The organism is Mycobacterium sp. NPDC049093, from assembly GCF_040704635.1.
GTDB lineage: Bacteria > Actinomycetota > Actinomycetes > Mycobacteriales > Mycobacteriaceae > Mycobacterium.
Genome location: NZ_JBEZJS010000008.1, coordinates 231,792 through 256,699 on the forward strand (window position 1 = coordinate 231,792; position 24,908 = coordinate 256,699).

At 67.6% G+C, this 24,908-nt stretch carries 23 protein-coding genes, 1 tRNA gene and 2 pseudogenes; 12 read left to right on the forward strand and 14 right to left on the reverse strand.

Annotated elements, in window-relative coordinates; all coding sequences use genetic code 11:
• Window positions 1-5 precede the first annotated feature (5 nt).
• Genes AB0876_RS28960 through AB0876_RS28970 form a run of 3 tightly spaced genes read left to right on the forward strand, consistent with a single transcriptional unit; the run spans window position 6 to window position 1,206 of the window.
• Window positions 6-428, forward strand: a complete 423-nt coding sequence (locus AB0876_RS28960; protein ID WP_526043617.1) for a hypothetical protein — start codon at window positions 6-8, stop codon at window positions 426-428.
• Window positions 416-640, forward strand: a complete 225-nt coding sequence (locus AB0876_RS28965) for a DUF3263 domain-containing protein (protein ID WP_526043618.1) — start codon at window positions 416-418, stop codon at window positions 638-640. The genes AB0876_RS28960 and AB0876_RS28965 overlap by 13 nt, the downstream gene beginning before the upstream one ends.
• Entirely contained in the window at window positions 637-1,206 is a 570-nt protein-coding gene (locus tag AB0876_RS28970; protein ID WP_526043619.1) for a TM2 domain-containing protein, read from the forward strand. Before AB0876_RS28965 ends, AB0876_RS28970 begins: the two co-directional genes overlap by 4 nt.
• On the opposite strand, the gene AB0876_RS28975 is transcribed toward AB0876_RS28970, so the two are convergent.
• The 4 genes from AB0876_RS28975 to pgm all read right to left on the reverse strand — a co-directional run bounded on the left by AB0876_RS28975 (window position 1,207) and on the right by pgm (window position 5,438).
• Window positions 1,207-2,316, reverse strand: coding sequence for a site-specific integrase (locus tag AB0876_RS28975; protein WP_526043620.1), 1,110 nt, complete (start codon window positions 2,314-2,316; stop codon window positions 1,207-1,209).
• Between the two features lie 88 nt (window positions 2,317-2,404).
• Window positions 2,405-2,477, reverse strand: a tRNA-Ala gene (locus tag AB0876_RS28980).
• 55 nt (window positions 2,478-2,532) lie between these two features.
• Complete coding sequence (locus AB0876_RS28985) at window positions 2,533-3,795, reverse strand: MFS transporter (protein WP_491838386.1); 1,263 nt, start codon at window positions 3,793-3,795, stop codon at window positions 2,533-2,535.
• Window positions 3,792-5,438, reverse strand: a complete 1,647-nt coding sequence (pgm, locus tag AB0876_RS28990; RefSeq protein ID WP_491838385.1) for a phosphoglucomutase (alpha-D-glucose-1,6-bisphosphate-dependent) — start codon at window positions 5,436-5,438, stop codon at window positions 3,792-3,794. Before pgm ends, AB0876_RS28985 begins: the two co-directional genes overlap by 4 nt.
• Window positions 5,439-5,530: 92 nt before the next feature.
• Between pgm and AB0876_RS28995 the strand changes: the two genes are divergently transcribed.
• Window positions 5,531-6,229, forward strand: a complete 699-nt coding sequence (locus AB0876_RS28995; RefSeq protein ID WP_491838384.1) for a hemerythrin domain-containing protein — start codon at window positions 5,531-5,533, stop codon at window positions 6,227-6,229.
• Here the strand turns inward: AB0876_RS28995 and AB0876_RS29000 are convergent.
• The gene (locus AB0876_RS29000) at window positions 6,177-9,545 is read right to left on the reverse strand and encodes an ATP-binding protein (RefSeq protein WP_526043621.1); all 3,369 of its coding nucleotides are present in this window, start codon (window positions 9,543-9,545) and stop codon (window positions 6,177-6,179) included. The genes AB0876_RS28995 and AB0876_RS29000 overlap by 53 nt on opposite strands.
• A gap of 48 nt (window positions 9,546-9,593) precedes the next feature.
• Between AB0876_RS29000 and crcB (AB0876_RS29005) the strand changes: the two genes are divergently transcribed.
• Genes crcB (AB0876_RS29005) through mbtN form a run of 6 tightly spaced genes read left to right on the forward strand, consistent with a single transcriptional unit; the run spans window position 9,594 to window position 14,500 of the window.
• Window positions 9,594-9,992 (forward strand): fluoride efflux transporter CrcB, encoded by a 399-nt coding sequence (gene crcB, locus AB0876_RS29005; RefSeq protein WP_491838382.1) that lies wholly within the window; start codon window positions 9,594-9,596, stop codon window positions 9,990-9,992.
• Complete coding sequence (gene crcB, locus AB0876_RS29010; RefSeq protein ID WP_055112336.1) at window positions 9,989-10,357, forward strand: fluoride efflux transporter CrcB; 369 nt, start codon at window positions 9,989-9,991, stop codon at window positions 10,355-10,357. The genes crcB (AB0876_RS29005) and crcB (AB0876_RS29010) overlap by 4 nt, the downstream gene beginning before the upstream one ends.
• A complete protein-coding gene (locus AB0876_RS29015) occupies window positions 10,324-11,427 on the forward strand; it encodes a DUF190 domain-containing protein (RefSeq protein WP_526043622.1) in 1,104 nt (367 codons plus the stop codon). The genes crcB (AB0876_RS29010) and AB0876_RS29015 overlap by 34 nt, the downstream gene beginning before the upstream one ends.
• Before the next feature lie 60 nt (window positions 11,428-11,487).
• Window positions 11,488-11,757 carry a mycobactin biosynthesis acyl carrier protein MbtL gene (gene mbtL, locus AB0876_RS29020; protein WP_055112333.1) on the forward strand — a complete coding sequence of 90 codons (270 nt, stop codon included), beginning with the start codon at window positions 11,488-11,490 and terminating at the stop codon, window positions 11,755-11,757.
• A 5-nt stretch (window positions 11,758-11,762) separates the two neighbouring features.
• A complete protein-coding gene (gene mbtM / locus AB0876_RS29025; protein WP_491839308.1) occupies window positions 11,763-13,328 on the forward strand; it encodes a long-chain-fatty acid--ACP ligase MbtM in 1,566 nt (521 codons plus the stop codon).
• On the forward strand, window positions 13,325-14,500 hold the full coding sequence (mbtN, locus tag AB0876_RS29030) for a mycobactin biosynthesis acyl-ACP dehydrogenase MbtN (RefSeq protein WP_526043623.1): 1,176 nt from the start codon (window positions 13,325-13,327) through the stop codon (window positions 14,498-14,500). The genes mbtM and mbtN overlap by 4 nt, the downstream gene beginning before the upstream one ends.
• A 10-nt stretch (window positions 14,501-14,510) precedes the next feature.
• On the opposite strand, the gene AB0876_RS29035 is transcribed toward mbtN, so the two are convergent.
• Both AB0876_RS29035 and AB0876_RS29040 read right to left on the reverse strand, forming a co-directional pair.
• On the reverse strand, window positions 14,511-15,161 hold the full coding sequence (locus AB0876_RS29035) for a GNAT family N-acetyltransferase (protein WP_055112327.1): 651 nt from the start codon (window positions 15,159-15,161) through the stop codon (window positions 14,511-14,513).
• Window positions 15,162-15,235: 74 nt separating this feature from the next.
• Window positions 15,236-15,595 carry a DUF488 domain-containing protein gene (locus AB0876_RS29040; protein ID WP_526043624.1) on the reverse strand — a complete coding sequence of 120 codons (360 nt, stop codon included), beginning with the start codon at window positions 15,593-15,595 and terminating at the stop codon, window positions 15,236-15,238.
• 20 nt (window positions 15,596-15,615) lie between these two features.
• Here AB0876_RS29040 and AB0876_RS29045 point away from each other — a divergent pair, with 20 nt between their 5' ends.
• A complete protein-coding gene (locus tag AB0876_RS29045) occupies window positions 15,616-15,816 on the forward strand; it encodes a hypothetical protein (protein ID WP_491838378.1) in 201 nt (66 codons plus the stop codon).
• Window positions 15,817-15,827: 11 nt separating this feature from the next.
• Here the strand turns inward: AB0876_RS29045 and AB0876_RS29050 are convergent, their stop codons facing one another.
• From AB0876_RS29050 to AB0876_RS29065, 4 genes are all read right to left on the reverse strand, one after another.
• A complete protein-coding gene (locus tag AB0876_RS29050; protein ID WP_526043625.1) occupies window positions 15,828-18,446 on the reverse strand; it encodes a helix-turn-helix transcriptional regulator in 2,619 nt (872 codons plus the stop codon).
• Window positions 18,447-18,590: 144 nt separating this feature from the next.
• On the reverse strand, window positions 18,591-19,736 hold the full coding sequence (nagA, locus tag AB0876_RS29055) for an N-acetylglucosamine-6-phosphate deacetylase (protein ID WP_526043626.1): 1,146 nt from the start codon (window positions 19,734-19,736) through the stop codon (window positions 18,591-18,593).
• Complete coding sequence (nagB, locus tag AB0876_RS29060; protein WP_526043627.1) at window positions 19,737-20,522, reverse strand: glucosamine-6-phosphate deaminase; 786 nt, start codon at window positions 20,520-20,522, stop codon at window positions 19,737-19,739.
• A gap of 12 nt (window positions 20,523-20,534) precedes the next feature.
• A complete protein-coding gene (locus AB0876_RS29065) occupies window positions 20,535-21,005 on the reverse strand; it encodes a PTS sugar transporter subunit IIA (protein ID WP_491838374.1) in 471 nt (156 codons plus the stop codon).
• A 134-nt stretch (window positions 21,006-21,139) separates the two neighbouring features.
• Here AB0876_RS29065 and AB0876_RS29070 point away from each other — a divergent pair, with 134 nt between their 5' ends.
• Entirely contained in the window at window positions 21,140-22,729 is a 1,590-nt protein-coding gene (locus AB0876_RS29070; protein ID WP_526043628.1) for a PTS transporter subunit EIIC, read from the forward strand.
• A 41-nt stretch (window positions 22,730-22,770) separates the two neighbouring features.
• Here AB0876_RS29070 and AB0876_RS29075 read toward each other — a convergent pair.
• From AB0876_RS29075 to AB0876_RS29085, 3 genes and pseudogenes are all read right to left on the reverse strand, one after another.
• A pseudogene (locus AB0876_RS29075) lies at window positions 22,771-23,388 on the reverse strand (RNA-guided endonuclease TnpB family protein); the annotation flags it as partial.
• Between the two features lie 42 nt (window positions 23,389-23,430).
• A complete protein-coding gene (locus AB0876_RS29080; protein WP_526043629.1) occupies window positions 23,431-24,234 on the reverse strand; it encodes a helix-turn-helix domain-containing protein in 804 nt (267 codons plus the stop codon).
• Window positions 24,227-24,505: pseudogene (locus AB0876_RS29085) on the reverse strand (IS607 family transposase); the annotation flags it as partial. The gene AB0876_RS29080 and the pseudogene AB0876_RS29085, both read right to left, overlap by 8 nt.
• Window positions 24,506-24,908 lie beyond the last annotated feature (403 nt).

Genomic DNA, 24,908 nt, shown 5'->3' on the forward strand with positions numbered 1-24,908 from the left:
GCGGCATGTGGCATCCGTGGAAGACCGCAGCGCAGCGGTACCCGCACGTAAGCATCGTCACCGCACACCGCCTCCCCAGCGGCATCCGAGCCTTGCTCAAGGGTGACATCATCTGGCTTTGCTCCACACTCACCCAAGCCGAACGAAGATGCACGCTCACGCACGAGCTGCAGCACCTCGACCGCGGCGTCCCGGCGCCCAGCCTGCGGGTGCGCGAAGAGCGGATTGTCGACGAGCTGTCGGCGCGCCGGCTCGTGCCGATTGAGGATCTCGCCCGGGCGCTGCGGGCTACCCGCGACCCGGACACTCTCGCCGACGAACTGTGGGTTGACCGCCACACCATCCAGGTCCGCATGCAGTCCCTCGACCCGATCGAGACTGCAGCGTTGGAGCACGAGTTCGGAGATGAGTGGCTGTGGATCCCTTGACCGATCAGCAGCGCGCGATGCTCGATCTGGAACGCGAGTGGTTCGCCACGGCTGGCGGCAAGGAGGACGCGGTCCGAGTCCTCGGACTCTCGCCGACCCGCTACTACCAGCTCTTGGTCAACCTGATCACCAGTCGGGCTGCACTGGAATACGATTCCGTCACCGTCAATAGACTTCGCCGGGTATCGACTCGCGGCAAGGGGGAATCGTGAGCATCACCGTCACTTGTCCAAAGTGCAAAGCCCGCCTGACCACTAAGGGTGAAGCGAAGTCATTCCGGTGCGTGAAATGCCAAGAGACCTCACCCATGCCGATCAGCAAGCTGGCCAAGGCTCCAGCAGAGACCGCGGTCGCCAAACCCAAAACGGCGGCCGTGAAGCGGACCCCACCGCCTCCGAAGCCATCGGCTGGCTGGTATCCAGATCCTGACGGGGCGCCGACACAACGCTACTTTGACGGCAACGCCTGGACTGACCAACTCGCCCCACTCCAGTCGGCCCCGCTGCAAGTTGTCCAGATGCAGGCACCCGCGAAGTCTGGAGCGGTAGCCGGCCTGCTGCAACTGTTCCTCGGCTGGTTCGGCCTTGGCCGGTTCTATCTGGGATACACGACAATTGGCGTGGTGCAGCTCGTTCTTGGGCTCTGTGGGTTGTTCGGGTTGGGACTGTTCGGGCTGGGGATCGTGATCTTGGTGCCGCTCTCAATCTGGCTGCTAATCGAGGGCATCATGATGATCGCCGGAGCGATCCCAGAAGCTAACGGCCGCAACGTCGCCTGACTAGCCCAGCATTTTGTCCATGAAGTCCGCGGCCTGGCGGGAACTGGTCCGGTCAACGTCCGTGTAGAGGTCCACGGTGACCTGGATGGATTCGTGGCCGAGCTGCCTGGACACAACGGTGATCGGGGTGCCGCCGAGCAGTTGCCATGAGGCGTAGGTGTGGCGCAGGTCGTGCGGGGTGGGTTTCGGATCCAGTTCGGCCGCCGCGACCGCGGGGTTCCACACGTCACGCCAGAACCGCTGATACCGCACCGGGCCGGCGTCGGTGTTCGTGAACACGTACTCCCCCGACAGGTCCAGCTTCTTCAATAGGCGGGTGGGTACGTCGACGGTGCGACGTGAGCGTTTCGTCTTCGGCGGGCCCAGGTGGTAGCCCTTGCTGGAGTACTTCCACGCCTGCCGCACCTGCACCGTTCCTGCCTTCAGGCTCACGTGCTTGGGCTGCAGCGCTGACACTTCACCCCATCGCATTCCGGTGGCGACCATGAACTCCACCATCAGCTTCCACCGTTGCGGGATGGCGCCGTGGAGGGCGGCGAATTCGTCACGGGACAGCATCCGCATGTCGTGGTCGTCGTCGGCGGTGCCCCGCGGGAGTTTCCGGCCGGCGGCGGGGTTGGCGGGGATGTGCTTCGGGACCGCGGCATTCAGCGCCCCGGAGAGGAAGCCGTATTTGTTGCGCAGTGTCTTCGGTGAGTGCCCGGTGCCGCCGCGGCCGCCGGTGGTTTCCATCGCCTTCACCCACACGGCGATGTCTTCCTCGGTGAGCTGCGCCAGGGGCTTGTCTCCGAACGCGGGCCCGATGTCGTTCTGCAGGTAGGCGTTGTACTTGTCGATCGTGTACTGCTCGACACCGGTCAGGTGGTCGATGTGGTGGCGGATCCACTCGGAGACTGTGAGCGGTTTAACTTCCGCGGTGGCGCGGTCGCGCAGTTCGATGCCGTGCATTTCGAGCGCCTTGTCCGGGCCGTGCGCGTTGATCAGTGATGCGAGAGCGTCTGCGGACTTGCGGGTGTCGAAGGCCAGGGCGCGCTGCTTGCCTGAATGACGAAAGACCACCGTGTACGCGGTGGTCTTGTCTTTGCGCGGAACCTCACGGACGGACGCCATGAGCCGCATCTTACCGGGCGGAATGTTGTTTTCCCCGGTTGTTTTTCTGTCTGATTTGCGTTTTCGCTGGTCAGACCCTATTTATTTGTGGAGCTAAGGGGATTCGAACCCCTGACCCCCACACTGCCAGTGTGGTGCGCTACCAACTGCGCCATAGCCCCGTTTGTGGTGCCCCACGAAGTTACACCACGGCTACCCCAGGTTCAAAATCGCTGGTCAGGGAACCTCTCCACCGGCCTCCGGCCCCAGCGCGCGGGCCGGAGTGTGCTCGGCAGACGGCCTTCCGCGGGTCTCCGGAGCGAAGACCCAGCCCAGCGCAGCCACCAGGAGAATCACCCCGCTGATCACGAAGGCCCACGAGAACGACAGGTACTGCGCGATCAGCCCGACCAGCAGCGAGCCGCCGACCGATCCGACGTCGGCCATCATCTGGAATGTCGCCACCGCGGTGCCGCCGCGGGCCTTGTTTCCGATGATGTCGGCCACCGCGGCCTGCTGTGGCGCGGTGAAGATGCCGGTCGAGAAGCCCGCGATGTAGGCGCTCACCAGAAACAGCGTCAGCCCGTCGGTGAACCCGACCATCACGGTCGAGATCCCGGCCGCGGTGAGCCCCACGATCAGCAGCAGGCGTCGCCCCACCCGGTCGGAGAGGTAACCGCTGGGGATCACCGCCGACACGTTGCCGACGGCGAAGGTGGCCAGCGCCAGGCCTGCCATCCCGGGCCCGCGGTGCAGTACGTCGACGATGAACAACGGCACCAAGGCAATTCGGAGCCCGAAGGCCGACCACCCGGTGGCGAAATTCGACAACAGCGCGGCCCGGTAGGCGCGGTTGCGCAGCGCCGTGCGCACGGTCACCTTCGGACCTTCGTCGGGTGCGGGCGCGGCCAGCGACGAGTGCCGCAGGCTGATGAACACCACCGCGGCCGCCACCAGCAGGGCGGCACCGTAGATCACGAACGGCGCGTTCAGGCCGAGCCCCGCGGTGAGGCTGCCGAGTACCGGCCCGCCGACCGAGCCGACCAGAAACGCCGAGGAGAACATGCCGGCCACGCGACCGCGGGCATCCTCGGGGCTCACCCGGATCATCAGGCCCAGCGCCGAGACGAAGAACATGGTCGAGCCGACACCGCCCAGGGACCGGAACAGCAGCAGCTGCCAATACGTCTGCGCGAACGCGCAGGCACCCGTGGTGACGGCGACGATCAGCAGCCCCCACACGTAGATCCGGCGCTCCCCCAGCCGCTGGATCAGGACCCCGGTGGCCGGGGCGAAACACAGCCTCATCAGGGCGAACGCGGTGATGACGAAGGTCGCGGCGCTGATGCTGACCCCGAAGTGGCGGGCGTAGGCCGGCAGCACCGGCGCCACCACGCCGTAACCGAGCGCGATGACGGCGTTGGCGACGATCAGGACCCAGACTTCACCGGGCAGCTTCGCCTTGGTGTCGGGCTGACAGTCGCCCTCCGTAACGCTCACCCAATGACTGTATTAACCACATCCTTGGCGGCCTCCTGCACCTCCGCCAGATGGTCAGGACCGAGGAAGGACTCGGCGTAGATCTTGTAGACGTCCTCGGTGCCCGACGGCCGGGCGGCGAACCAGGCGTTCTCCGTCGTGACCTTCAGCCCGCCCAGCGCCGCCCCGTTGCCCGGCGCGGCGGTCAGCTTCGCGGTGATGGGTTCACCGGCCAGTTCGGTGGCGCTGACCTGCTCGGGTGAGAGCTTGGCCAACCGTGCCTTCTGGTCCCGGTCAGCCGGCGCATCGATGCGTGCATAGGTGGGCGACCCGTAACGTTCGGCCAGTTCGGCATACCGCTGCGACGGCGTCGACCCGGTGACCGCCAGGATCTCCGAGGCCAGCAGCGCCAGGATGATGCCGTCCTTGTCGGTGGTCCAGGTCGACCCGTCCATGCGCAGGAACGAGGCCCCCGCGCTCTCCTCGCCGCCGAACCCGATACCGCCGCCGATCAGCCCGTCGACGAACCACTTGAACCCGACCGGCACCTCGACCAGCTTGCGGTCCAGGCCGGCCACCACCCGGTCGATGATCGAACTGCTCACCGCGGTCTTGCCCACCGCGGTGGCCCCCGGCCAGTTGGGCCGGTGGGTGTAGAGGTAGTCGATGGCGACGGCCAGATAGTGGTTGGGGTTCATCAGCCCGCCGTCCGGGGTGACGATGCCGTGCCGGTCGGAGTCCGCGTCGTTGCCGGTGGCGATCTGATAGGTGTCGGGGTGGCCGATGACTTTCGAAACAAGCCCAGCCATGGCATTCGGTGAACTGCAATCCATCCGGATCTTGCCGTCGGTATCCAGGGTCATGAACCGCCACGTCGCATCCACCAGCGGGTTCACCACGGTCAGGTCGAGGTTGTACCGCTCGGCGATGGCGCCCCAGTAATCGACGCTGGCACCGCCGAGCGGGTCGGCACCGATGCGGATGCCCTCGGCCCGGATCGCGTGCAGATCCACCACATTGGCCAGATCCGCGACGTAGGCGTCGAGGTAATCGTGACGCTGGGCCATCTGCACCGCCCGCGACAGCGGCATGCGTTTCACGTCCTTGAACCCGTCACGCAGGATCTCGTTGGCGCGCTTGGCAATCCAGCTCGTGGCGTCGGTGTCGGCGGGGCCGCCGTTGGGCGGGTTGTACTTGAAGCCGCCGTCGCGCGGCGGGTTGTGGGATGGGGTGACGACGATGCCGTCGGCCAGGTCGGCGTCGCGGCCCCGGTTGAAGGTCAGGATGGCGTGGCTGACGGCCGGTGTTGGGGTATAGCGATCGGCCGAATCGATCATCGCCACAACGTCATTGGCGGCCAGCACCTCCAGTGCCGAGGCCCAGGCCGGTTCCGACAGCGCGTGGGTATCGCGGCCGAGGAACAACGGGCCGGTGGTGCCCTGCGCGGCGCGGTACTCGACGATCGCCTGTGTGGTGGCCAGGATGTGGCCTTCGTTGAACGCGGTGTCCAGACTGGAGCCGCGATGCCCGGAGGTGCCGAACACCACCTGCTGGGCGATGTCGTCGGGATCGGGCCGCCTGGTGTAGTACGCGGTCACCACCTCGGCGATGTCGATCAGATCCTCGGGTTGAGCCGGTTGCCCGGCGCGGGGATTGGCAGCCATGGTTCCCGATTTCCCTCCGACAACTAGCGTTCGACGGTCACAGCAAGCCTTACACAAGTCGGTTACAAGTGTGGCCCGGCAACGTGTCTGCCGTGAACACTCCGATGCAACCCACACGGCTCGTCAACGTCACCGCGCGGCGTCCCGGCGACCCCGAGCCCGACCTCCTCGGTATCAGCCTTGCGCACCGCGCCATGGTCACCGACGTCGGCCGCGTCGCAACTTTGACCTCGGCTTTCGCGGACGGAGGGATGACGTGCACGCCCCGACGCGCTCGCGCCGTCGCCCGGTATGTGAACCTGCTGTGCGACTCGGTTCATCACCACCACACGACGGAGGACCAGATCCTGTGGCCGATGATCGAAGCCTCCGCCGGCGGGAGCGTCGACCTGACCGAGCTGACCGAGGACCACGCGGCACTCGACCCGCGGTTGGACCGGTTGCGCGCGCTGGCGGCCGGGTTCCGGCTGAATGTCGGCGACAGCGAATCAGCGGCACCGCTGGCCGCCGGCCTCACCGAGCTGCACGGACTGCTGCATGAACACATTGCCGACGAAGAACGGGAGATCTTCCCGGTGATCCGGCAGTACGTGTCTGTCGACGACTGGGCCGCCGTCGAAAAGGCTGCCCAACGGAGCGGGCGGATGTCGTTCGACGGACCACGCACCGTGGCGGTGATGACCGAGCAGGAGCGCGTCGCACTGTCCGAAACCGTTAGTCCGATACTGCTCGCGCTGATCACCGTGTTGTCGGTGCGCCACCGGCGATTCGACCGTCGGGTGTTCGGCTGAGCACCCGGGCGGCGTCCGCCCCGAGACGCTGACGGAGGGCAGCGGCATCGGCGCGATACCGGCGCGCCTGCTCGGCATTGCCGGTCAGTTCGGCGACGGCGGCCAGCGCCTCGTCGACGGGTCCGGTGAGCAGGGTGCCGTTGTCGAGCCCAGCCATCCGCCCGGAGTAGGGCAACAGCTCTTCGGCAGTCGCCTTGGCGACCGCCTCGTCGCCGATGGCCGCCGACGCGTGTGCGCGCAGCGTGGTCATCGCCAGCCAGTAGTAGGACCGCTCCACCGGCTCGCGCTGGGCCCAGACCTGTTGTGCTTCATCGGTTCTTCCCGAGGCCAGCAACGCCAGGACCGCGGCGTCGGTGACCGTCTTCGACACCATGTTGTGAACGGCGAGCAGTTCGTCGGCCAGCGGAGCGAGGTCGTTGCGGAACAGAGCCCCCGTCAACCGTCCGACGAGCGCCATCAACGCGCCGTTGGGCGCGCCGTGTTCGGACAGTTGAGCGGCCGCCGCAGCGTATCGGCGCTCCCCCTCGTCGGGCCGGCCCGCCAGCACCGTCAACTGCGCCTCGAACACGTCGAGCACCCCCAGCAGGTAACCCAACTGGCCGGTACCTGCCCGCGCCACAGCGAGATCGACCCGGTCCAAGGCGGCAGCCAGGTCCGAGCGGCCCGCCGCGGACAGGAACAGCAGCCACTGTGCGACCGCCTCGTAGTCGACCGCACCGCACTCCTGGGCCACTGTGAGCAGTTCGGCGGCCGTCGTTTCCCGTTCGGCGGCAAGATCGGGGCCCAGTGCGGCGAAGGCACGGGCGTTGAGCACCGCGCACAACAACCGGCCGTAGACGTCGGGAGCCTCGGCGTGCGCCGCACGTGCCAACGCCAGTGCCTCCGAACTCGCCTGCAATGCGGCGGGCGTATCCGCACCCTCCAACTCGGCGAACAACGTCGACAGCAGTCGCGCCCGCACGGGTCCTGGATGATCGCGAGCAAGTACCCGACGAAGCGGCACCACGATGTCCTCGTCGGCTGCGTCGGTGGTCCGGAGCCGCCACACCAGCGGGGCATCCCACAGGGTGAGCGCGCCGACCGTCAGCGCGCCGTTGTCCACTGTCAGCGCCAACGTCCGCTTCTGTTCGTCGCGCGCCGAAACGACATCCCCGGCCCGGGCCAAAGCCGCGACCAGTCCACAGCGGGCGAGAACCGCCCGCTCCAGCATGTCCGGCTGCGGGACTGCGGGCCGGACTCCGACGAGATCCAGCATCCGAACGGTCGCCCGCCACTGCCGCACCGATTCCGCCGGTGCGCCGACGGTGTCGGCCTCGCGGGCAGCAGCCATCGCGAAATCAGCTGCTGCACTTGCTGTGTCGGGCGTCGCTGCGGCCACGGCGTGATAGGCGAGTGAGGAGGAGTCCGCTGAACTTCCCGGCCGGCGCAGTAGTCCGAGGGCCGCAGCGTGCAGCCGGGTGCGGCGCAGGATGGACATGTCGTCGTAGATCGTGTCGCGGATCAAGGCGTGGGCGAACCTGGCCCGTCCCGGCGCCGGCTCGTCGAGAAGCCCGGCCAGCACAGCCGGTTCGAGCGCGTCGAGCAGATCCTCTGAGTTGCCTTGCGCGAGATCGCCCAGGAGGTCGAGATCCACGTCGCGGCCGAGCACCGCAGCCTGACGCAGCGCCGTGGCGGTCGGCGCGGGCAGCCGGGCAAGTCTGCGCCGCAACACATCACGCACCCCGACCGGCACGCCGCCCTTGCCGGCTTCCACGCCCTCGGCAACCATCAACCGGGCCAGTTCCCGGATGAACAGCGGATTGCCGCCGGTCCGCTCCCGCAGGAGTCGCAGCGTCTCGCCGGATAGCGCCGAAAGGCCGTACTCGGCAGCCAGTTCCGCGGTGGCCGGCTCGTCGAGGCCCGCCAGTTCGAGGTGGACGGCGGCGTGGTTGGCCAGCGCCGCGCGGGCCGCCTCCAGCTCCGGCCCCAATTCGGAGGACCGGTAGGTACCGACGATCAGTACGCGATGACCACCGAGTCGATCGGTCACGAAGCGCAGCAATTCCAGCGTCAGGCCATCGGTCCGGTGCAGGTCATCCAGCACCACGACCAGCGGTCGGCGGGCCGATACCTGCCCGAGGAGGCCGGCAAGCGCGTGGGCCACCCAGAACGTGCCGCCGCTGTCGGCGCTCGCCGTCCCGCCGTCGTGCAACAACGGGCCCAACGCCGCGACCTGATCGGGTTCGCACGAGGCCACGAATTCACGGATGACCTCCGTCCACGCCCAACCCGGCGGTGCACCGTCCACCTCCGGGCAGCGTCCCGAGGCCACTGCCCAGCCGGTCGCGCGTAGCCGCTCGGCGGCGGTATCGACAAGTGTGGTCTTGCCGAGGCCCACCTCGCCACAGACCCACAGCACGCGACCGCCTTCGCGCTCAACCGTTTCCGCGGTCCGTGCAATCGCCGCCAGTTCAGCGGTCCGCCCACACGAGGGTGGCGGCTTTCGTCCGACCCGCGGAATCGCGACAGGCCTCTCTGCCAGTGGGATCGGCTCAAGGTGATCGGCCTGCTGCAGGATGTCGCATTCCAGGTCCCGCAGCGGACGCGCCGGTTCGAGCCCGAGGTCATCGATGAGGTGTTCTCGGGTACGGCGTAAGACGTCCAGCGCCGCCGACTGATGACCGGTGCGGTAGAGCGCGGTCGCGAGCAACCCGGCCGCAACCTCCCGGCCCGGGTGATCGCGGGCGTGGCGCTCCAGAACCCGCACGACCGTGGCATCGCGACCCAGCACCGACTGTGTCTGTGCATACGATTCGGTAGTGGCCAACCGCAATTCGGTCAGTCGGGCCACTTCAGGGGCCGCCCACAACGCGTCGGCCACCTCCGCATAGGGCTCACCCGACCAGCCCTCGAGCGCATCTGCGAGCAGTCGCGCCCGCTCGGCAGGGTCGGCTTCCTTTTCTGCCGCAGAAACTTTCGACTCGAAACACCACACGTCGACGGCCTCGGCCGGCAGCCGCAGACAGTATCCCGGGGCAGCACTGACGATGACGCCGGCCACGGTACGCGGCTCGCGCCACGGCTCGAGCACGCGACGGAGGTGCGAGATGTAGGCCTGTAGCGATGACAACACTTTCGGCGGCGGCTCCCCCTCCCACAGGTCGTCGATGAGCCTGTCGACCGACACCACTTCGCCGTGTGCGGATACCAACCGCGCCAACACCGATCGCTGCCTGCGACCGCCGAGTTCCACGGGCTCGCCGGCCACCCACGCCCGGATCGGCCCCAGCGCAGCCACCCGCACCGCGGAAAGTGCGGAATTATCCGGGGCCGTCATAGTGAGCCGACGATAGCTGTCGGGCTCGCGACCGACATACTTTGCATCATGACCCGTCACGACGGCCGCGAACTCGCCGCAGTTTTCGTCGGCGGCGCGCTGGGCACCCTCGCCCGCGCAGGACTGGCGGTGCTCGCCGCACCCGAACCCGGACATTGGCCGTGGCCGACGTTCATCGTGAACATTCTCGGCGCGTTCCTGCTCGGCTACTTCACCACGCGACTGCTGGAGCGGCTGCCGGTGTCCAGTTACCGCAGGCCGCTGTTGGGTACCGGGGTATGCGGCGGGCTGACCACTTTTTCCACGATGCAGGTCGAGACGGTCACGATGCTCGGACACGGCAACTGGGCGTTGGCCGCGGGATACACCGCTGCCAGCATCGCCGCCGGTCTGCTGGCGGTGGCGATCGCAACCGCGATGGTGCGTCGGGCGGCGGTGCGCCGATGACGACCGTCGTGGTGTGGACCGGCGTGATGCTCCTGGGCGGCGTCGGAGCGGTCTGCCGGTTCCTGCTCGACCGTGCGGTGTCCGCGCGCCACACCCGCGGCTTCCCGTTCGGCACCCTGGCGGTCAACCTCAGCGGCGCCTTTCTGCTCGGCTTCCTCGGCGGACTGGCTCTGGACCGGCACGCCGCACTGCTGGCGGGCACCGCGTTCGTCGGCTCCTACACGACGTTCTCCACCTGGATGCTGGAAACCCAGCGCCTCGGCGAGGAGCGTCGGGTCTGGCCCGCAGTGGGCAACATCGGTATCAGCGTGGCGCTCGGCCTGACCGCGGCATGGCTGGGCATGTCTCTCGGGAGCCATTTGTGACCACCACCGACTACCTCAAGCTGACCGCGTATTTCGCCGAGCGGTCGCGTCACGAACACCGCTTCGTCGCCGACGCGCTCTTGGATCTGTACGGCGGCAGCGACATCGCGATCAGCGTGATGCTGCGCGGGATCTCCAGCTTCGGTCCGCACCATCACCTGCGCACCGACGAGACGTTGACCGCCTCTGAGGATCCGCCGATCGCCATCGCCGCTGTCGATGCCGCCGACAAGATCTCCGCGCTGGCCGAGCAGACCGTCGATCTCATTCCCCGCGGTCTGATCACTCTCGAACGGGCCCAGCTGATCCGTCGCGGGTCGCCCGCGCCGACCGTGACCGATACCTGCAAGCTGACGGTGTACGTCGGCCGTCATCACCGGGTCGGCGGAGCTCCGGCCTACCGTGCGGTGTGCGACCTGCTGCACCGGCGCGGCTTCGCGGGGGCCACCGTGTTCCTCGGAGTCGACGGCACCGCGCATGGTCAGCGTCGACGCGCGGCGTTCTTCGCCCGAAACACCGACGTGCCGCTGATGATCATCGGGCTCGGAACCGGGGCGCAGGTGAACGCCGTACTCGGTGAGCTCACCGAACTTCTGGCGAACGATCCGCTGCTCACCGTCGAGCGGGCGCAACTGTGCAAGCGGGGCGGGCAGTTGCTCACCCGCCCGGCCGAACTTCCTGCCACCGACGCCCAGGGTCGACGGCTGTGGCAGAAGTTGATGGTGCACACCTCGGAGACCGCGCACCACGACGGGGTGCCCATCCACCGGGCGATCGTCCGCAGGCTGATGCAGACCGGTGCCGCCGGCGGCGCCACCGTGCTGCGCGCGGTGTGGGGTTTCAGCGGCGACGACAAGCCGCACGGTGACCGGGTGTTTCAGTTCGGGCGTCAGGTGCCGGTGACGACGATCGTGGTGGACACCCCGGAACGGATCGCCGGGGCCTTCGACATCATCGACGAACTCACCCGCGAGCACGGCGTGATCAGCGCCGAGATGGTGCCCTCGGCGACTGTGGTCGATGCCGGCCGGCGCTTCGGCGGCACCGATCTGGCGCGCTTCAGTTACTAATCCCACAGCAGGCTTGGTAAGGCTAGCCTAGCTTTCCTTCGCCGTGTACCGTGCGACCCCATGCAGTCGACAACACCCGAAGCGGTCAGCGCCGCCCTCACCGAGATCCTCCGCGACGACATGAACGTCGATGTCCGCCGGGTGACCAGGGAATCCCGCCTCGTCGACGACGCCGGCCTGGATTCGGTGGCCTTCGCCGTCGGCATGGTGGCGATCGAGGACAAGCTGGGTGTCGTCCTGTCCGAAGAAGACCTGCTCAGCTGCGACACCGTCGGAGACCTCGAGGCGGCCATCCTGGCGAAAGTGCCTGCCGCGCAGAGCAGCCAGTGAGCGTGCTGGCCACGGCGCTCGCCGCGTCGTTGACCGCGAGCGACGCCGATCTGGTGATGTACGACCAGGAGGCGCGCACCTGGACCCGCCACCCCTGGGCACAGATGTATGCCCGTGCCGAGAACGTCGCCGAGCAGATCGGTCACGACGGTTCGACGGCGGTCGGCGTGGTCGGTGAACCCACCGTCGAAGGCATCGCGACGGTCCTCGGCGCCCTCCTTTCCGGCGCAGCCCTTTCGGTACTGCCCGGCCCCGTCCGAGGCGCAGACTCCGGCCAGTGGGCGCAATCCACTCTCAAGCGGTTCGCCGACATCGGCGTGGGCACCGTATTCAGCCACGGCGACTACCTGAATCTGCTGGAAAAGGCCGAGCCGTCTGTCGCCATCCACGACGACGCCGCGGTGGCACACGATCGACGCTCCACAACGCTGCCGCTGGGAACCGGCCCGTGCGCGGTCCTGCAAGGCACGGCGGGTTCCACCGGCACGCCACGCACCGCTCAGATGGCCCCTTCGGCGGTACTGGCCAATCTGAATGGACTGGCCGAACGGATCAGCCTGTCGTCCAGCGACATCGGCTGCTCCTGGCTGCCGCTGTACCACGACATGGGCCTGACCTTCCTGCTCACCGGGGCGATCCGCGGCATCGAGGTCTGGCAGGCGCCGACCGCGGCGTTCGCGGCCTCACCGTTCAGCTGGGTGCGGTGGCTTACCGAGAGCCGTGCCACGCTGACCGCCGCGCCGAACATGGCCTACGGGCTGATCGGCAAGTACTCCAGGCGGCTGACCGATCTCGACCTGTCGGCCCTGCGGTTCGCGCTCAACGGCGGCGAGCCGGTGGACTGTGAGGCGACGAGCCGGTTCGGCACCGAACTGGCCCGCTTCGGCTTCAACCCCGGGGCCCTGTCCCCGTCCTACGGCATGGCCGAATCATCCTGTGCCGTCACGGTTCCCGTTCCCGGCCGCGGAGTGGTGATCGACGAGATCACCGTCACCACCGATGCCGGTTCCAACCGGCAACAACTCGCGGTCCTCGGTGAGGCGATTGCCGGGATGGAGGTGCGCCTGCGCCCCAGCGAAGACAACGCCGGCATCGTCGACCGCGAGGTGGGCGAGATCGAGATCCGCGGCACCTCGATGATGTCGGGTTACCTCGGCCAGGAACCGCTGCACCCCGGCGACTGGTTCGCCACCGGCGATCTGGGCTACTTCGTCGACGGCGGACTTGTCGTGTGTGGACGCACCAAGGAACTGATCACCGTCGCCGGACGCAACATCTTCCCCACCGAGATCGAACGAGTTGCCGCCCAGGTCAAGGGCGTTCGCGAAGGCGCGGTGGTAGCCGTCGGCGCCGGCGAGAAGGCGGTCCGGTCCGGTCTGGTGATCGCGGCGGAATTCCGCGGCGCCGACGAGGCCGGAGCCCGCAGCCAGGTCATCCAACAGGTGGCCTCCGAATGCGGCATCGTGCCCGCCGACGTGGTGTTCCTGACACCGGGCTCACTCCCCCGCACCTCCTCGGGCAAGCTGCGCCGCCTGGAGGTCAAACGACAATTGGAGACAGCGAAGTCATGACCGCCACCGTGCCCACCCCGTCACCGGCCACCACCTCGCTCGACGAGTACCGCGATCTGCTGGATCGGGTGTTCGACGACCAGGTCAAGGCATGGACCGCCGAAGCTGAAGAGACCGAACGCTTTCCGCGTGCACTCATCGAGCACCTCGGCCGAAATGGGGTGTTCACCGAGAAGTGGGGTGACGGACAGCAGCCCGACGTGGCCAAGCTGATCGAATTGGCCTACGCACTGGGCCGCAACGGTTCCTCGGGCATCGGCGTGGGTGTCAGCCTGCATGATTCGGCCATCGCCCTGCTTCGCCGGTTCGGCAAGTCCGATCAGCTCCGCACCATCTGCGAACAAGCCGTCCGCGGCGAGGCCGTGCTGTGCATCGCCGCCTCGGAAGAGTCCGGCGGTTCGGATCTGCAGATCGTGGAGACCGAAGTCCGCACGGCCCGAGACGGTTTCGAGATCAAGGGCATCAAGAAGTTCGTCTCACTGTCACCGGTCGCCGATCACATCATGGTGGTGGCCCGCAACGTCGACCACGACCCGACGAGCAGGCACGGCAACGTCGTCGTCATCGCCGTCCCGACTTCACAGGTCGAGGTGCAGACCCCCTACCGCAAGGTCGGCAACGGCCCCCTGGACACCGCCGCAGTGCACATCGATACCTGGGTGCCGGCCGACCATCTGGTGGCTCGCGCCGGGACCGGGCTCGCCGCGATCTCCTGGGGCCTGGCCCACGAACGGATGTCGATTTCCGGGCAGGTGGCCTCCGGGTCACAACGCATCCTCGGAATCACGTTGGCACGCATGATGAAACGTCGCCAATTCGGTCACACGCTCTTCGAGCACCAGGCGCTTCGGATGCGGATGGCTGACCTGCAGGCGCGGGTCGACATGCTGCGGTACGCCCTGACCGGGGTGGCCACGCAGGGCAAGCTCGACCTCCGCGCCGCCGCGGCCTTCAAGGTGACCGCGGCACGCCTGGGCGAGGAGGTCGCCTCGGAGTGCATGCACATCTTCGGCGGCTCCGGCTACCTCGTCGACGAGACCCCGCTGGGCAAGTGGTGGCGCGACATGAAGCTGGCCCGGGTCGGCGGCGGCACCGATGAGGTGCTGTGGGAGCTGGTGGCCGCGGCCATGAAGCCCGACTACGACGGGTACGCCGAATTCGCCGGAGCTTGAACGAATCCCGCTACCCGGCGGCGCCGAAGGCGTCGTCGGGTGTGCGCGGCAGTGCATAGAGGGCCATGCGGCGGTTCGACATCTCGTGCTCGCCCAGGAATTCACACCCCGCCCACTCGCACAGCCGGCGGGCGCCGGTGTTGCGATGGTCCGGGTCGAACATGATCCGCCGGCAGTCCGGGTCGAGCTCGAACACACTGGCCACGATGCGCGGCAGCAGGATCGGGCCCATGCCGCGGTTGACGAATCTCAGATCGGCGATCGCGGCGTGCATGCCGATGTCGTGCGGGTCGGCGGCATAGCGGGGTGCGATGGAATCCTTGGCCGCCCGGTACAACTCGACGTAGCCGGCAGGCTTTCCGCGGAAGCTCGCGATCAACGGCCGCGAGTACTGCCCGTCCAGCTGGGCCTGCAGGTAGCGCCGCCACCGCTCGGGCGCCCAGTCGTACTCCCAGGCTTCGACCAGATGCGGACGGTTCATCCACTCCGAGATCAACTCGGCGTCAGCATCGGCGTCGGCCGGCCGGATGTCATACGGCTCGGCCAGAACCGGGATGGGCGCCGCGTCGATGGCGCGTACCTCGTCGGTGATGTCGGTCAGCTCGCGTTTGAGCACGGGGGCCCCTGGCAAGTCGGCCACGTCGGTATCGATATCGCTCATTTGAGCGCCGAGCCTACCGTAGCGAGTGAGGGTAGGTTTACCTTCCTCCCGCTGCCCGGTCCGCAGCCGCCGGATCAGGAGAGGAGCTTGGCCAGCACCGTCAGATGACTGAGTTCGACCTCGCGGGTGGCGGTCACCAAGGTGACCGGGCCCTGGCTAACCAGTGCGCGCAGTTCGTCGAAGGCCGCGGCCTCCTCACCGGACTGCAGTTCCTCGGTGTAGCGGGCGACGAAGTCGTCGTAACGCTCGGGTTTGTGGTCGTACCAGTGCCGCAGTTCTGTGGACGGGGCCACCGCGGGCAGCCAATGACCCACCCGCGGATCGGTCTTCTTCATGCCCCGGGGCCACAGCCGGTCGACCAGGACGCGCTTCCCCTCATCGGGTTCGGGCTCTTCATACACGCGGGCCAACCGCACGCGGTTTTTCGCGGCCATGCCGTGCCATGGTAGTAGGCATGAGCGTCGATCGGGTCGCAGATCTACAGCGCTGGCAGGATTCCGGCGCTCACTGGTGCGTACTGACCCGCACTGCGGACAGCCTCACGATCTCCTTGTTGCGCTGCGACGGAGGTGAGGAAGTGGACCGGTTCACCTCCTCCGATCCTCGACTCCTCGCGTTCGTGGGCGCCCGCACCGCGAGCGACGACGACACCTGAGACCGGCAGCGTCACACCGCCGGACCGAAGCGCGCCAACCGGGCCAGACGATCGCGGTCCTCGACACCGAGCTTGGCGAACATGCGGTACAGATGTCCGTCGACGGTGCGCACCGACAGACACAGCCGGCCGGCGATCTGCCGGTTGCTCAGCCCGACACCGACGAGGTCGGCGATCTCCCACTCCCGATGGGTGAGCGGCAGCGGGTCACCGGCGCAGCGCAGCGCCGGGGTGCGCGCGCCGGTCTGGCCGGCCAGCCACAGCGCCCTGGCCGCGGATTCCAATTCACTGCCGCGGCAGCCTGCCTCGGCGTACATCCGGGCGGCGTCGGCGGCAGCGTCGGCGGCGAGCACCAGCGCCCCGAGCGCCTCGAACCGGTCCGCCGCCGCGACGAGCAACGCGGGGTCATGCCGGTTCAGACCGAGACTGTGCGCTCCGACGGCTTCCGCCACCCGAGTACCGCGCCGCTGCACCAGCTGCTGGATCCGCCTGTGGCCTGACGAGTCTCCGAATCTCAGTGCGGTATGCAGGGCCGTGAGCTCGATCGCCTCCATCCCGCTCGCCGAGGCGAGGTCCGCAGCCTGCACCGCATGCTCGACGGCCAGGCCCGTCTCGCCCGTCGCCGCCGCCGCCCACGCCCGGCCCAGCTCCAGGTCAGGCCGGAACACATCGCGTGGCCCGGCCGCGGCGGCCTCGGCACGTGCCAACGCTGCAGCCGCCGCAACGCCGTCGCCACGCATTCCCTCGGCCTGGGCCAGGCAGGCGACAACGACCATGAGCCAGCCCGGCGGCAGGCCCTGCGGCGTGGCCCACACCGCCGCCTGCAACGCATCACAGGCTGAGGCCAGCCGGCCGCGGGCCAGCTCTACCCGCCCATGCAGTGCGGTGCCGATGGCCTCGGCCTGCGGTGAGCCGGCCGCCCGCACGGCGTACGTGTCGCAGATGCCGTGCGCCTTGTCCAGCTCGACATCGCCCAGGGCCGCCGACACCTGCGCGAAGACGAACCAGTACCGCGGCGAGCCCGACACACAGTGATCGGCAGCCAGCTCACCCGCATGCGCCACCGCGACGGCCTCGTCCGACCTGCCGGACAGGGCCAACGCGCTCGAGGTGGCCAGTGCGGCCCATACCGTTGCCGTCGGTGACACCTTCTGGTCCAGTACCGCGGTACCCACCGCGATCGCCTTCTCCAGTTCACCGGTGTGGAAGGCGAAAACCGCCTCCATCGCGGCCACGAGGCTCACCGTCTGTGGGCAGTGCAGTTGCTCGCGGAGCATGGAGAGCACCGCATGCGCCGCGTCCGGCTGGGCGCATCCGAAGAACAGATTCGATGCCCGCAGACAACCCCACCGGGCCAGTATCGCCTCGTCGTCGGGATCCGGCACCCACCGGGCCAACAGTTGCTCGGCCTGCTCGCCCCGGCCCTGCCAACTCATGGCATCGGCCAGCACGATCACCGCGGACATCCCGGCACCGTGATCGACCGCGTACCGCGCAAGCTCTTCTCCGAGAGACAGATTGGACATGGTGACCGCGCTGGCCGCGGCATCGGCGATGACGTCCGGATCTGCCGGGACGTCGCCTCCCACCATGAATCGAGCCAGTTGGATACGGCCGCGCACGTCCGGCACCGCTGCGTTGCCCGGTGATTGAAGGTGTGTCGCCAGCAGCGACGCCAACTGCGTGTTGATCTGCCGGCTTCGGGTTTTCGAGCATCGGTCGCGCGCAACCTCACCGATGATCGGATGGCCGGGCTGTACCAGGGTGCAGGCCGCATCGTTGAGTACCTGGATGGCTCCGCGCCGTTCCACGCTGGCGATCGCGTCGAGGTCGCAGACTGCTGCCAGCACATCGAAGTCGAGGACCTCGGCGGTGGACACCATATCGACCACATCCCGCTCGTTCGGAGTGAGCGTGTCGAATCGTGAATTGATCAGGGCGTGCAGGTCTGCACTGGCCCGCAGCGGCCCGCACAGCCGCCACCGGCCCTCATCGCGTACGAACGCCTCATCGCCGAGAGCCGCGTTGACCACGCCCCGCAGGTAGAGCGGGCTGCCAGAGGAGAACCGGTGTAGTTCACCGACCGCGCGCGGGTCGACGTCACCGTGCAGCACCGCTGCCATCAACTCGGCGGTCTGCGCCCGGGTGAAGGGCTCCAGGTCCAACCGGAGCAGCAGCTGTTCCTTCCACAACGCGGTCACCGCATCGGATGTGGGCACCCGGTTCTGGATGGTGACGATCAGTTTCGCCGAGCCGTGCACCGCCAGCTGCTGGACCAGTAGCGCCGACAGCTGATCGAGATGCTGAGCATCGTCGACCACGATGACCAGATCGGGTTCGGCGGCCAGCGCCTCATGTGCCGCGGCGAGCATCACCGTGGGGTCATGCGCGTCCGTCAAAGTGAGTGCGTGCAGAAACGCCCCGAGCGGTACCGCCTGCCCGGTTTCGGTGCCCAGTACAAACCGCACCGGGTGCCCTTCGGCCTCCAGCTGCTCGGCCAACACCCGGGCCAACGCCGACTTGCCCACGCCGGCCCCGCCCGCCAGCACGACACCACAGAAGTCGCCACGCAACGCCTGCGCGGCTTCGCGCAGTTCAGCATCCCGTGCGACAAATGGCCAGTCGGACAAGAACGACCCCCAGATGCTTCGCGTCGTACCCGGCTGACGGTACGCCGGTACCGGAATATGTAACGGCTATTCACAGTGGGCGCAACACGAATCTTTGCCTCAGGAAACAGTTCTCGGGTTTCCCGGCGCCTGACCGCGGTACCGCTACCCCGCCGGTTCCAGCTCCCATACGCCCCGCCGCAAGACCCCGGTGACCGACAGATCCACATCCAGCACCACGAGATCGGCTGCAGCTCCGGGGATCAGATCACCCGCGGGCAGTCCCAGCGCCCGAGCCGGGTTCAGCGAGGCCTGACGCGCGACGAGCAACAACGCATCGTCTCGGTCCAAACCGCAATGGTCCATGGCGAATCGGACCACCCGATCCATGGTCGCGGTGCTGCCGGCGACCGTGTCCGTCCCCCCGACAAAGGCGACCCCGTCCATCACGTCGACCGGCACGGGCCCCAACTGGTAGCGGCCGTCGGGCATGCCGGTGGCCGCCATCGCATCGGTGATCACCGAAGCGCGATCCGGCCCGACGGTGCACGTGACGTGGCGGTAGATGGCCGGATCGAGATGGACGCCGTCGGTGATGAGTTCGACGGTGACAGCGGGATCCTCGAGCAGCGCGATCACCGGACCCGGCTCTCGCCGGTCGATCGGGCGCATCGCGTTGAACAGATGCGTGCCCACCGTGGCACCGGCCGCAATCGCGGCACGGGTCTGTTCGTAGGTGGCCTCGGTATGGCCGACGGCCACCACCACGCCGGCATCGATGAACCGCCGGATAGCGGCCAGCGCACCGGGACGCTCCGGAGCGATGGTCACCATCCGGATCGTTCCCGCCGCGGCGGCCAGCAACCGGTCGATCTCGCCCGGATCCGGGTCCCGCATGAGCGCAGGTTGATGAGCCCCGCACCGCACGGTCGACAGCCACGGACCTTCGAGGTGTATGCCGTCGATCAGTCCGGCGCGGACATCGGCCGCCAGTGCGCCGACCTCGTGCAGCAGATCGTCAGGGCTCGCGGTGACCAGCGAGGCGATCATGGTGGTGGTCCCGTGGCGACGGTGCAGCGCCACCGCGGCCGACGTGTCGGCTGTCGAGGCGGCCGAGAAGCTGCCCCCGCCGCCACCGTGGGAGTGGGTGTCGACGAAACCCGGCATCACGGTCACCGCACCCAGTGCACGATCGGCGCTGCGGGGCGGCAGACCCGCTCCCACCGCCGTCACCTTCCCGTCCGACAGGTCGATCCAGCCCGGCCGTAACAGTTCTGAGCCCGCAATGAGCGCGTCGGCAGTCAGCAACACTCAGATGCCCTGCCAATCCGGTTTCGAGCGGTAAGTCTCGCGGTAGTAGTCAATGAGCTGAAGCCGCTGCGCCGCAGAATCGTCGAGCAGAACCGTGACGTGCGGATGATGTTGCAGGATCGTGGCCGGCCACATGGCGGTCACCGCGCCCTCGACGAGGTGGTGCACCGCCTCGGCCTTGCCGCGCCCGAGGGCCACCAGGATGACGTGCCGGGCCGCCATGATGGTGGCCAACCCCTGGGTGAGGCAGTGTGTCGGCACCGCATCGAGGTCGTCCCCGAAGAACCGGGCGTTGTCGACACGGGTCTGCCGGGTCAGCGTCTTGATCCGGGTGCGCGAGGCCAGCGAGGACCCGGGCTCGTTGAAGGCGATGTGCCCGTCGGTGCCGATTCCGACGACCTGCAGATCGACGCCGCCGGCAGCGCGGATGGCCTCCTCGTATGCCGCGCACGCCGCCGGGATGTCGTCCGCCAGGCCATCAGGGCCCTGTATCGCCCCGGGGGCGAAGTCGACGCGCGAGACGAACACGGAGTCGATGACATTGCGGTAGCGCTCAGGATGATCGACGGGCAGGCCGACGTATTCGTCGAGGGTGAATCCCCTGGCCTGCCGGAACGAGATCTGGCCCGCGTCGCACCGGGCGGCGAGTTCGTCGTAGACCGCCAGCGGCGACGACCCGGTCGCGAGGCCGAGGACCGCGTCCGGTTTACGGTTGAGCAGCGCGCCGAACGCGTCGGCAGCCACCCTGCCGATCTCGTCGGCATCGGCCAAGATGATGACTTCCATCTACTCGACCATCTACTTGACCGCCGTAAAAAGCTCTGCGCCCGACGCGATATCGGCTCCGGCCGCGACCGGCCCGGCCACTGTCACGTTGCCGGGCTCGCGCTCGTCCATGACCACAACGGGGACAATGGGATTGAGGCCCTTCGCCTCGACTGCGGGCACGTCGTAGGTGATCACCACCTGGCCGGCGGCAACATCCTCTCCCTGGCTGACGTGGGTGGTGAAGCCCTCGCCGTTCAGAGCGACGGTATCCAGACCGAGGTGCACCAGCACACCGACGCCCTCGGCCGTCATGATGACGTAGGCATGCGGCATCAGTTTCAACAACTTGCCGCTGACCGGGGCGATCGCGTCGATCACGCCGCGCGGCGGGTCCACCGCGGCGCCGTACCCGACCATGCCCGCCGAGAACACGGGATCCGGAACATCGTGGAGTGCTACCGCGCGCCCGGCTACCGGGGCGAGTACTCGCGTCAAGCTCACTGTGGTGCTCCTTCTGTGGTGTCCCAACAATACGAGGGTGGCCGGAAGACGGCCGCGGGTTCACGGGTTCTCGTCTAAGCTTCCGCACAGCTTTACGGCGGTTCGCGCCGGGTGGCCAGGAGGACGGTGGTGCGATGAGCGGTACGACGAAACCCGAAGGTACACAGGAGAAGTCCGGCCTGCGCATACCTGCTTTCGCGCAACTGCAACGGCTCGGCAAGAGCCTCATGCTGCCCATCGCCGTGTTGCCCGCCGCGGGCATCCTGCTACGGCTCGGCCAACCCGATCTGCTGGGCCGGATCGACTCCCCCGTCATCGGTCCGTTCTTCAAGGCGATGAGCGCGGCCGGCGATGCCCTGTTCACCAATCTGCCCCTGCTCTTCGCTGTCGGTGTCGCGATCGGCTTCGCCCGCAAGGCCGACGGCTCGACGGCGCTGGCCGCAGTGGTCGGATACCTGGTGATGTCAGCGGTCTTCAAGACCATGTCCCCCATCGTGCTGGCCGGCGAGGTGGACAAGGCCGGTGACCAGGCTCAGATCAACTACAGCGTGTTCGCCGGGATCGTGGTGGGCCTGGTGACGGCCTGGTTGTTCGACCGGTACCACACCATCCAATTACCGTCCTATCTCGGCTTTTTCGGAGGGCGACGGTTCGTCCCGATCGTGGTGTCTCTGGCGAGTTTGTTCATCGCCTTCATGATGAGTTACTTCTATCCGATCTTCGATGCCGGCCTGACCGGCCTCGGCCGGTTCATCGGTGGCAGCGGCGCATTGGGCGCGTTCGTCTACGGGTTCGCCAACCGCATGCTGATTCCCCTCGGTCTGCACCACATTCCGAACTCGTACGTATGGTTCCTCTACGGCGACTACCAGACTCCGGACGGCACCGTGGTCACCGGCGAGCTCACCCGGTTCGCTGCCGGCGACCCGACTGCGGGCATTCTCACGTCCGGGTTCTACCCCGTCCTGATGTTCGGCCTCCCCGCGGCGGCGTTGGCGATGATCCTCGCCGCGAACAAGAAGCAGCGCAAGGTCGCGGTCGGCATCCTGTCGGCGGCCGCCCTCACCGCATTCCTGACCGGGGTGACCGAACCGCTCGAGTTCGCGTTCATGTTCGTGGCGTTCCCGCTCTACGTCATCCACGCGGTCCTGACCGGGCTGTCCCTGGCGATCGCCTACCTGCTCGACATCCACCTGGGCTTCTCGTTCTCGGCCGGGCTGCTCGACCTGCTCCTCTACGGCGGCGCTCCGGCGGCGAAGAACATCTGGCTGCTCATCGCCATGGGCGCGGTGTTCTCGGTCATCTATTTCGTGCTGTTCTACGTCGCGATCACGAAGTGGAACATGCGCACGCCGGGGCGTGAACCCGAGGCGGAGTTCGAGGCCGAGGAACAGGCGAATCTCGGAGAGGTATCTGACTCGGCGACTGCCGGCGATCCAACCACTGCTGTCACCGCCGGCGGTACCGGCACTCTCACCGCACCCGCGCGGGCCGACACTCAGGCCGAGCAGATCATCGCCGCCTTCGGCGGACGGGAGAACCTCGTCAATGTCGATGCCTGCATCACCCGCCTCCGCATGGAGGTCGCCGACAAGAGCAAGGTCGACCAGGACCGGTTGAAGGCCCTCGGCGCCGCAGGCGTCATCGAGGTGGGCAACAGCGTTCAGGCGGTCTTCGGCACCAGCTCCGAAACGCTCAAGAACGCGATCGTGGACAGTCTCTAGCCGTTGCCTTTTGGTGAGCGAATGTGAGTTCGCCTTGTTCATCAGGCAGCCTCGCCTTGCGGTGAGGCGGTCCCCGTCCGATCCACCTGGTGGTGGTGTGGGGTTGACGCTTCATCGCCTGCTGCGTCGCCCGCTGGCGCGGGTTCGGTCTCATGCGTGGCTCCACGTCCTGCCACCGGGCCACTCCCGGCGGGACTCTGTTCACCCACAGCGAGTGTGGGTACGCCGAGTCGGGCGAGGTTGATCGCAGCACCCAGATCACGATCGACCGTGTTACCGCAGTCGTCACATTCGAAGATCCGATCGGCCAGGGTGAGGTTTGGTTTTCGCCTCCCACAGGCCGTGCATGTCTTCGACGACGGAAAATACCGGTCGGCCTCCACCAGATGGGAGCCGTACCAACGTGTCTTGTAGCCCAGCATGCGCCGGACCTCGGCCAGGGCGACATCAGCCAGCGCCCGGTTCAGGCCCCGCTTGCGCGCACCTCCATTGGCACGCATACCCGCGGCGTTCAACGTTTCGACCACTATCACCTGATGCTGCTGGGCCAGCGCGGTGGTGGCCTTGTGCAGCACGTCACGGCGCACCGCCGCGGCGTGGGCGTGGCTGCGGCCGATCCGGGCCTGGGTGCGCCGCCACCGCTTCGAGGGCTGCTGGCGGGTCCGGCTCTGCGGGTCATACGGGCCGCGGCGGCGGGCGGCTCAGCGCTGCAGCACCCGCAACCGAGAGTGCGCGACGCGCAGCGACTTCGGCGCGGCAATGCGATCGACCTCGATCCCATCAGGCGTTGCGACGACGAGCAGGCTGTCGGCTTTGACCCCGACATCAACACCGACCACCGAATGCGACGAGCGCCGTGCATGGGCGGGCCGGGCCTTAGCCTCGACGAGGGTTTGCAGGGAGCAGTACCAGCGCCCGGCAGAGTCTTGACGCACGGTCGCCGACAAAATTCTGGCCGTACCGGCTTCTATGCGGCGGGCCAACTTGCGCGTCGATTCATGCGTGCGGACCGCACCCAGCCGCGGCAACGTGACATGGCGGCGGTCGGCCTCGACCCGGACGACCCCGGTGGTGAACCGCACCGAGCGCGGTGCCCGGGAGGTCTTGAACCGCGGGAACCCCACGGCGCGGCCGCCGCGCCGGCCGCGCCGGCAGGCCGACCAGGCATCCAACCCGCGGGCCAACGCATCCAGGCCGGTGTTGTAGGCCTCTTTCGAGTTCTCGCCCCACCACGGCGCACACCAGGCCTTGCGCTGATTCCAGGCCTTGCGCAGCGCCGGCAACGACCACCCCAACACCGGCGTCAACTGCGCCTCATCGATGTCGTAGCTGCGCTCAGCGGCCCGCTGATCCATCACAGCCTTCACCAGGGCCAACATGTGATTGTGCGCGAAACGCGCCGCACCAGCATGAGAGGCCAACGCCCGCAACTGCGTTGGGGTGGGATCCAACGCGAACCGATACGCCTGCACAGTCCATCCCTCGGGGATCTCGAACCTAGCCATCGCCACCCGCCTTGACAGGCTTAGTTTGCTTGGTGGCGATGACCGCCCGCATCGCCCGGTTCCGCGCGCCCCGGCGGCCATACAGGCGCGCGCACATCGAGGTCAGCACCTCGATCATGTCGGGCACCAGATCATCGACAGTCTCGCCCCGATCGGCAACGATGACCCTGCGGCCATGGGCGGATAACGCGGCTCCGAGATGGGCCACCCCGAAGCGCGCCAACCGGTCCCGATGCTCCACGATCACCACTGAAGCAGACGGGTCCGACATTGATGATGGGAGAGCGTTACCGCGTAGGTCGTGACTCTGGGTCTGACTGACGCCCTGCTGGGTTGTCTATAACTTGATTTGTCCGGCCTGCGCGGTGCGCATCTTGTTCACGCCGGACAGGACGGACATGACCTAATCAGGAGCCTGGCCGTTCCTCATCAATGTCTTGTCTGCCCGCCCTGGCTCCAAGTCGCTTGACATCAATAGGAGCATCAGAATCCTGCGCAACTTCGGCCGCTTCCCATTCAACCCTGACCCCACCTCACACACCACCTCGCCGACCACATGACCATTCGAGGTAGCCCAGTTGAGGGGGACCCGTTTGGTGGTCCAGCCGCTATGCGACTTTCGGTTGGTGGGTCGCGGCCCACTGTAGGGCAAACTCGGCGGGGGTGCGGTCGCC

Bases quoted from the DNA above. Each gene is read 5' to 3' on its own strand.
- AB0876_RS28960 (WP_526043617.1), top strand. From the start codon at position 6: ATGTGGCATCCGTGGAAGACCGCAGCGCAGCGGTACCCGCACGTAAGC.
- AB0876_RS28975 (WP_526043620.1), bottom strand. From the start codon at position 2,316: ATGGCGTCCGTCCGTGAGGTTCCGCGCAAAGACAAGACCACCGCGTAC.
- pgm (WP_491838385.1), bottom strand. From the start codon at position 5,438: ATGGCTGCCAATCCCCGCGCCGGGCAACCGGCTCAACCCGAGGATCTG.
- AB0876_RS29000 (WP_526043621.1), bottom strand. From the start codon at position 9,545: ATGACGGCCCCGGATAATTCCGCACTTTCCGCGGTGCGGGTGGCTGCG.
- crcB (WP_491838382.1), top strand. From the start codon at position 9,594: ATGACCCGTCACGACGGCCGCGAACTCGCCGCAGTTTTCGTCGGCGGC.
- crcB (WP_055112336.1), top strand. From the start codon at position 9,989: ATGACGACCGTCGTGGTGTGGACCGGCGTGATGCTCCTGGGCGGCGTC.
- AB0876_RS29015 (WP_526043622.1), top strand. From the start codon at position 10,324: ATGGCTGGGCATGTCTCTCGGGAGCCATTTGTGACCACCACCGACTAC.
- mbtL (WP_055112333.1), top strand. From the start codon at position 11,488: ATGCAGTCGACAACACCCGAAGCGGTCAGCGCCGCCCTCACCGAGATC.
- mbtN (WP_526043623.1), top strand. From the start codon at position 13,325: ATGACCGCCACCGTGCCCACCCCGTCACCGGCCACCACCTCGCTCGAC.
- AB0876_RS29035 (WP_055112327.1), bottom strand. From the start codon at position 15,161: ATGAGCGATATCGATACCGACGTGGCCGACTTGCCAGGGGCCCCCGTG.
- AB0876_RS29040 (WP_526043624.1), bottom strand. From the start codon at position 15,595: ATGGCCGCGAAAAACCGCGTGCGGTTGGCCCGCGTGTATGAAGAGCCC.
- AB0876_RS29045 (WP_491838378.1), top strand. From the start codon at position 15,616: ATGAGCGTCGATCGGGTCGCAGATCTACAGCGCTGGCAGGATTCCGGC.
- nagB (WP_526043627.1), bottom strand. From the start codon at position 20,522: ATGGAAGTCATCATCTTGGCCGATGCCGACGAGATCGGCAGGGTGGCT.
- AB0876_RS29070 (WP_526043628.1), top strand. From the start codon at position 21,140: ATGAGCGGTACGACGAAACCCGAAGGTACACAGGAGAAGTCCGGCCTG.
- AB0876_RS29080 (WP_526043629.1), bottom strand. From the start codon at position 24,234: ATGGCTAGGTTCGAGATCCCCGAGGGATGGACTGTGCAGGCGTATCGG.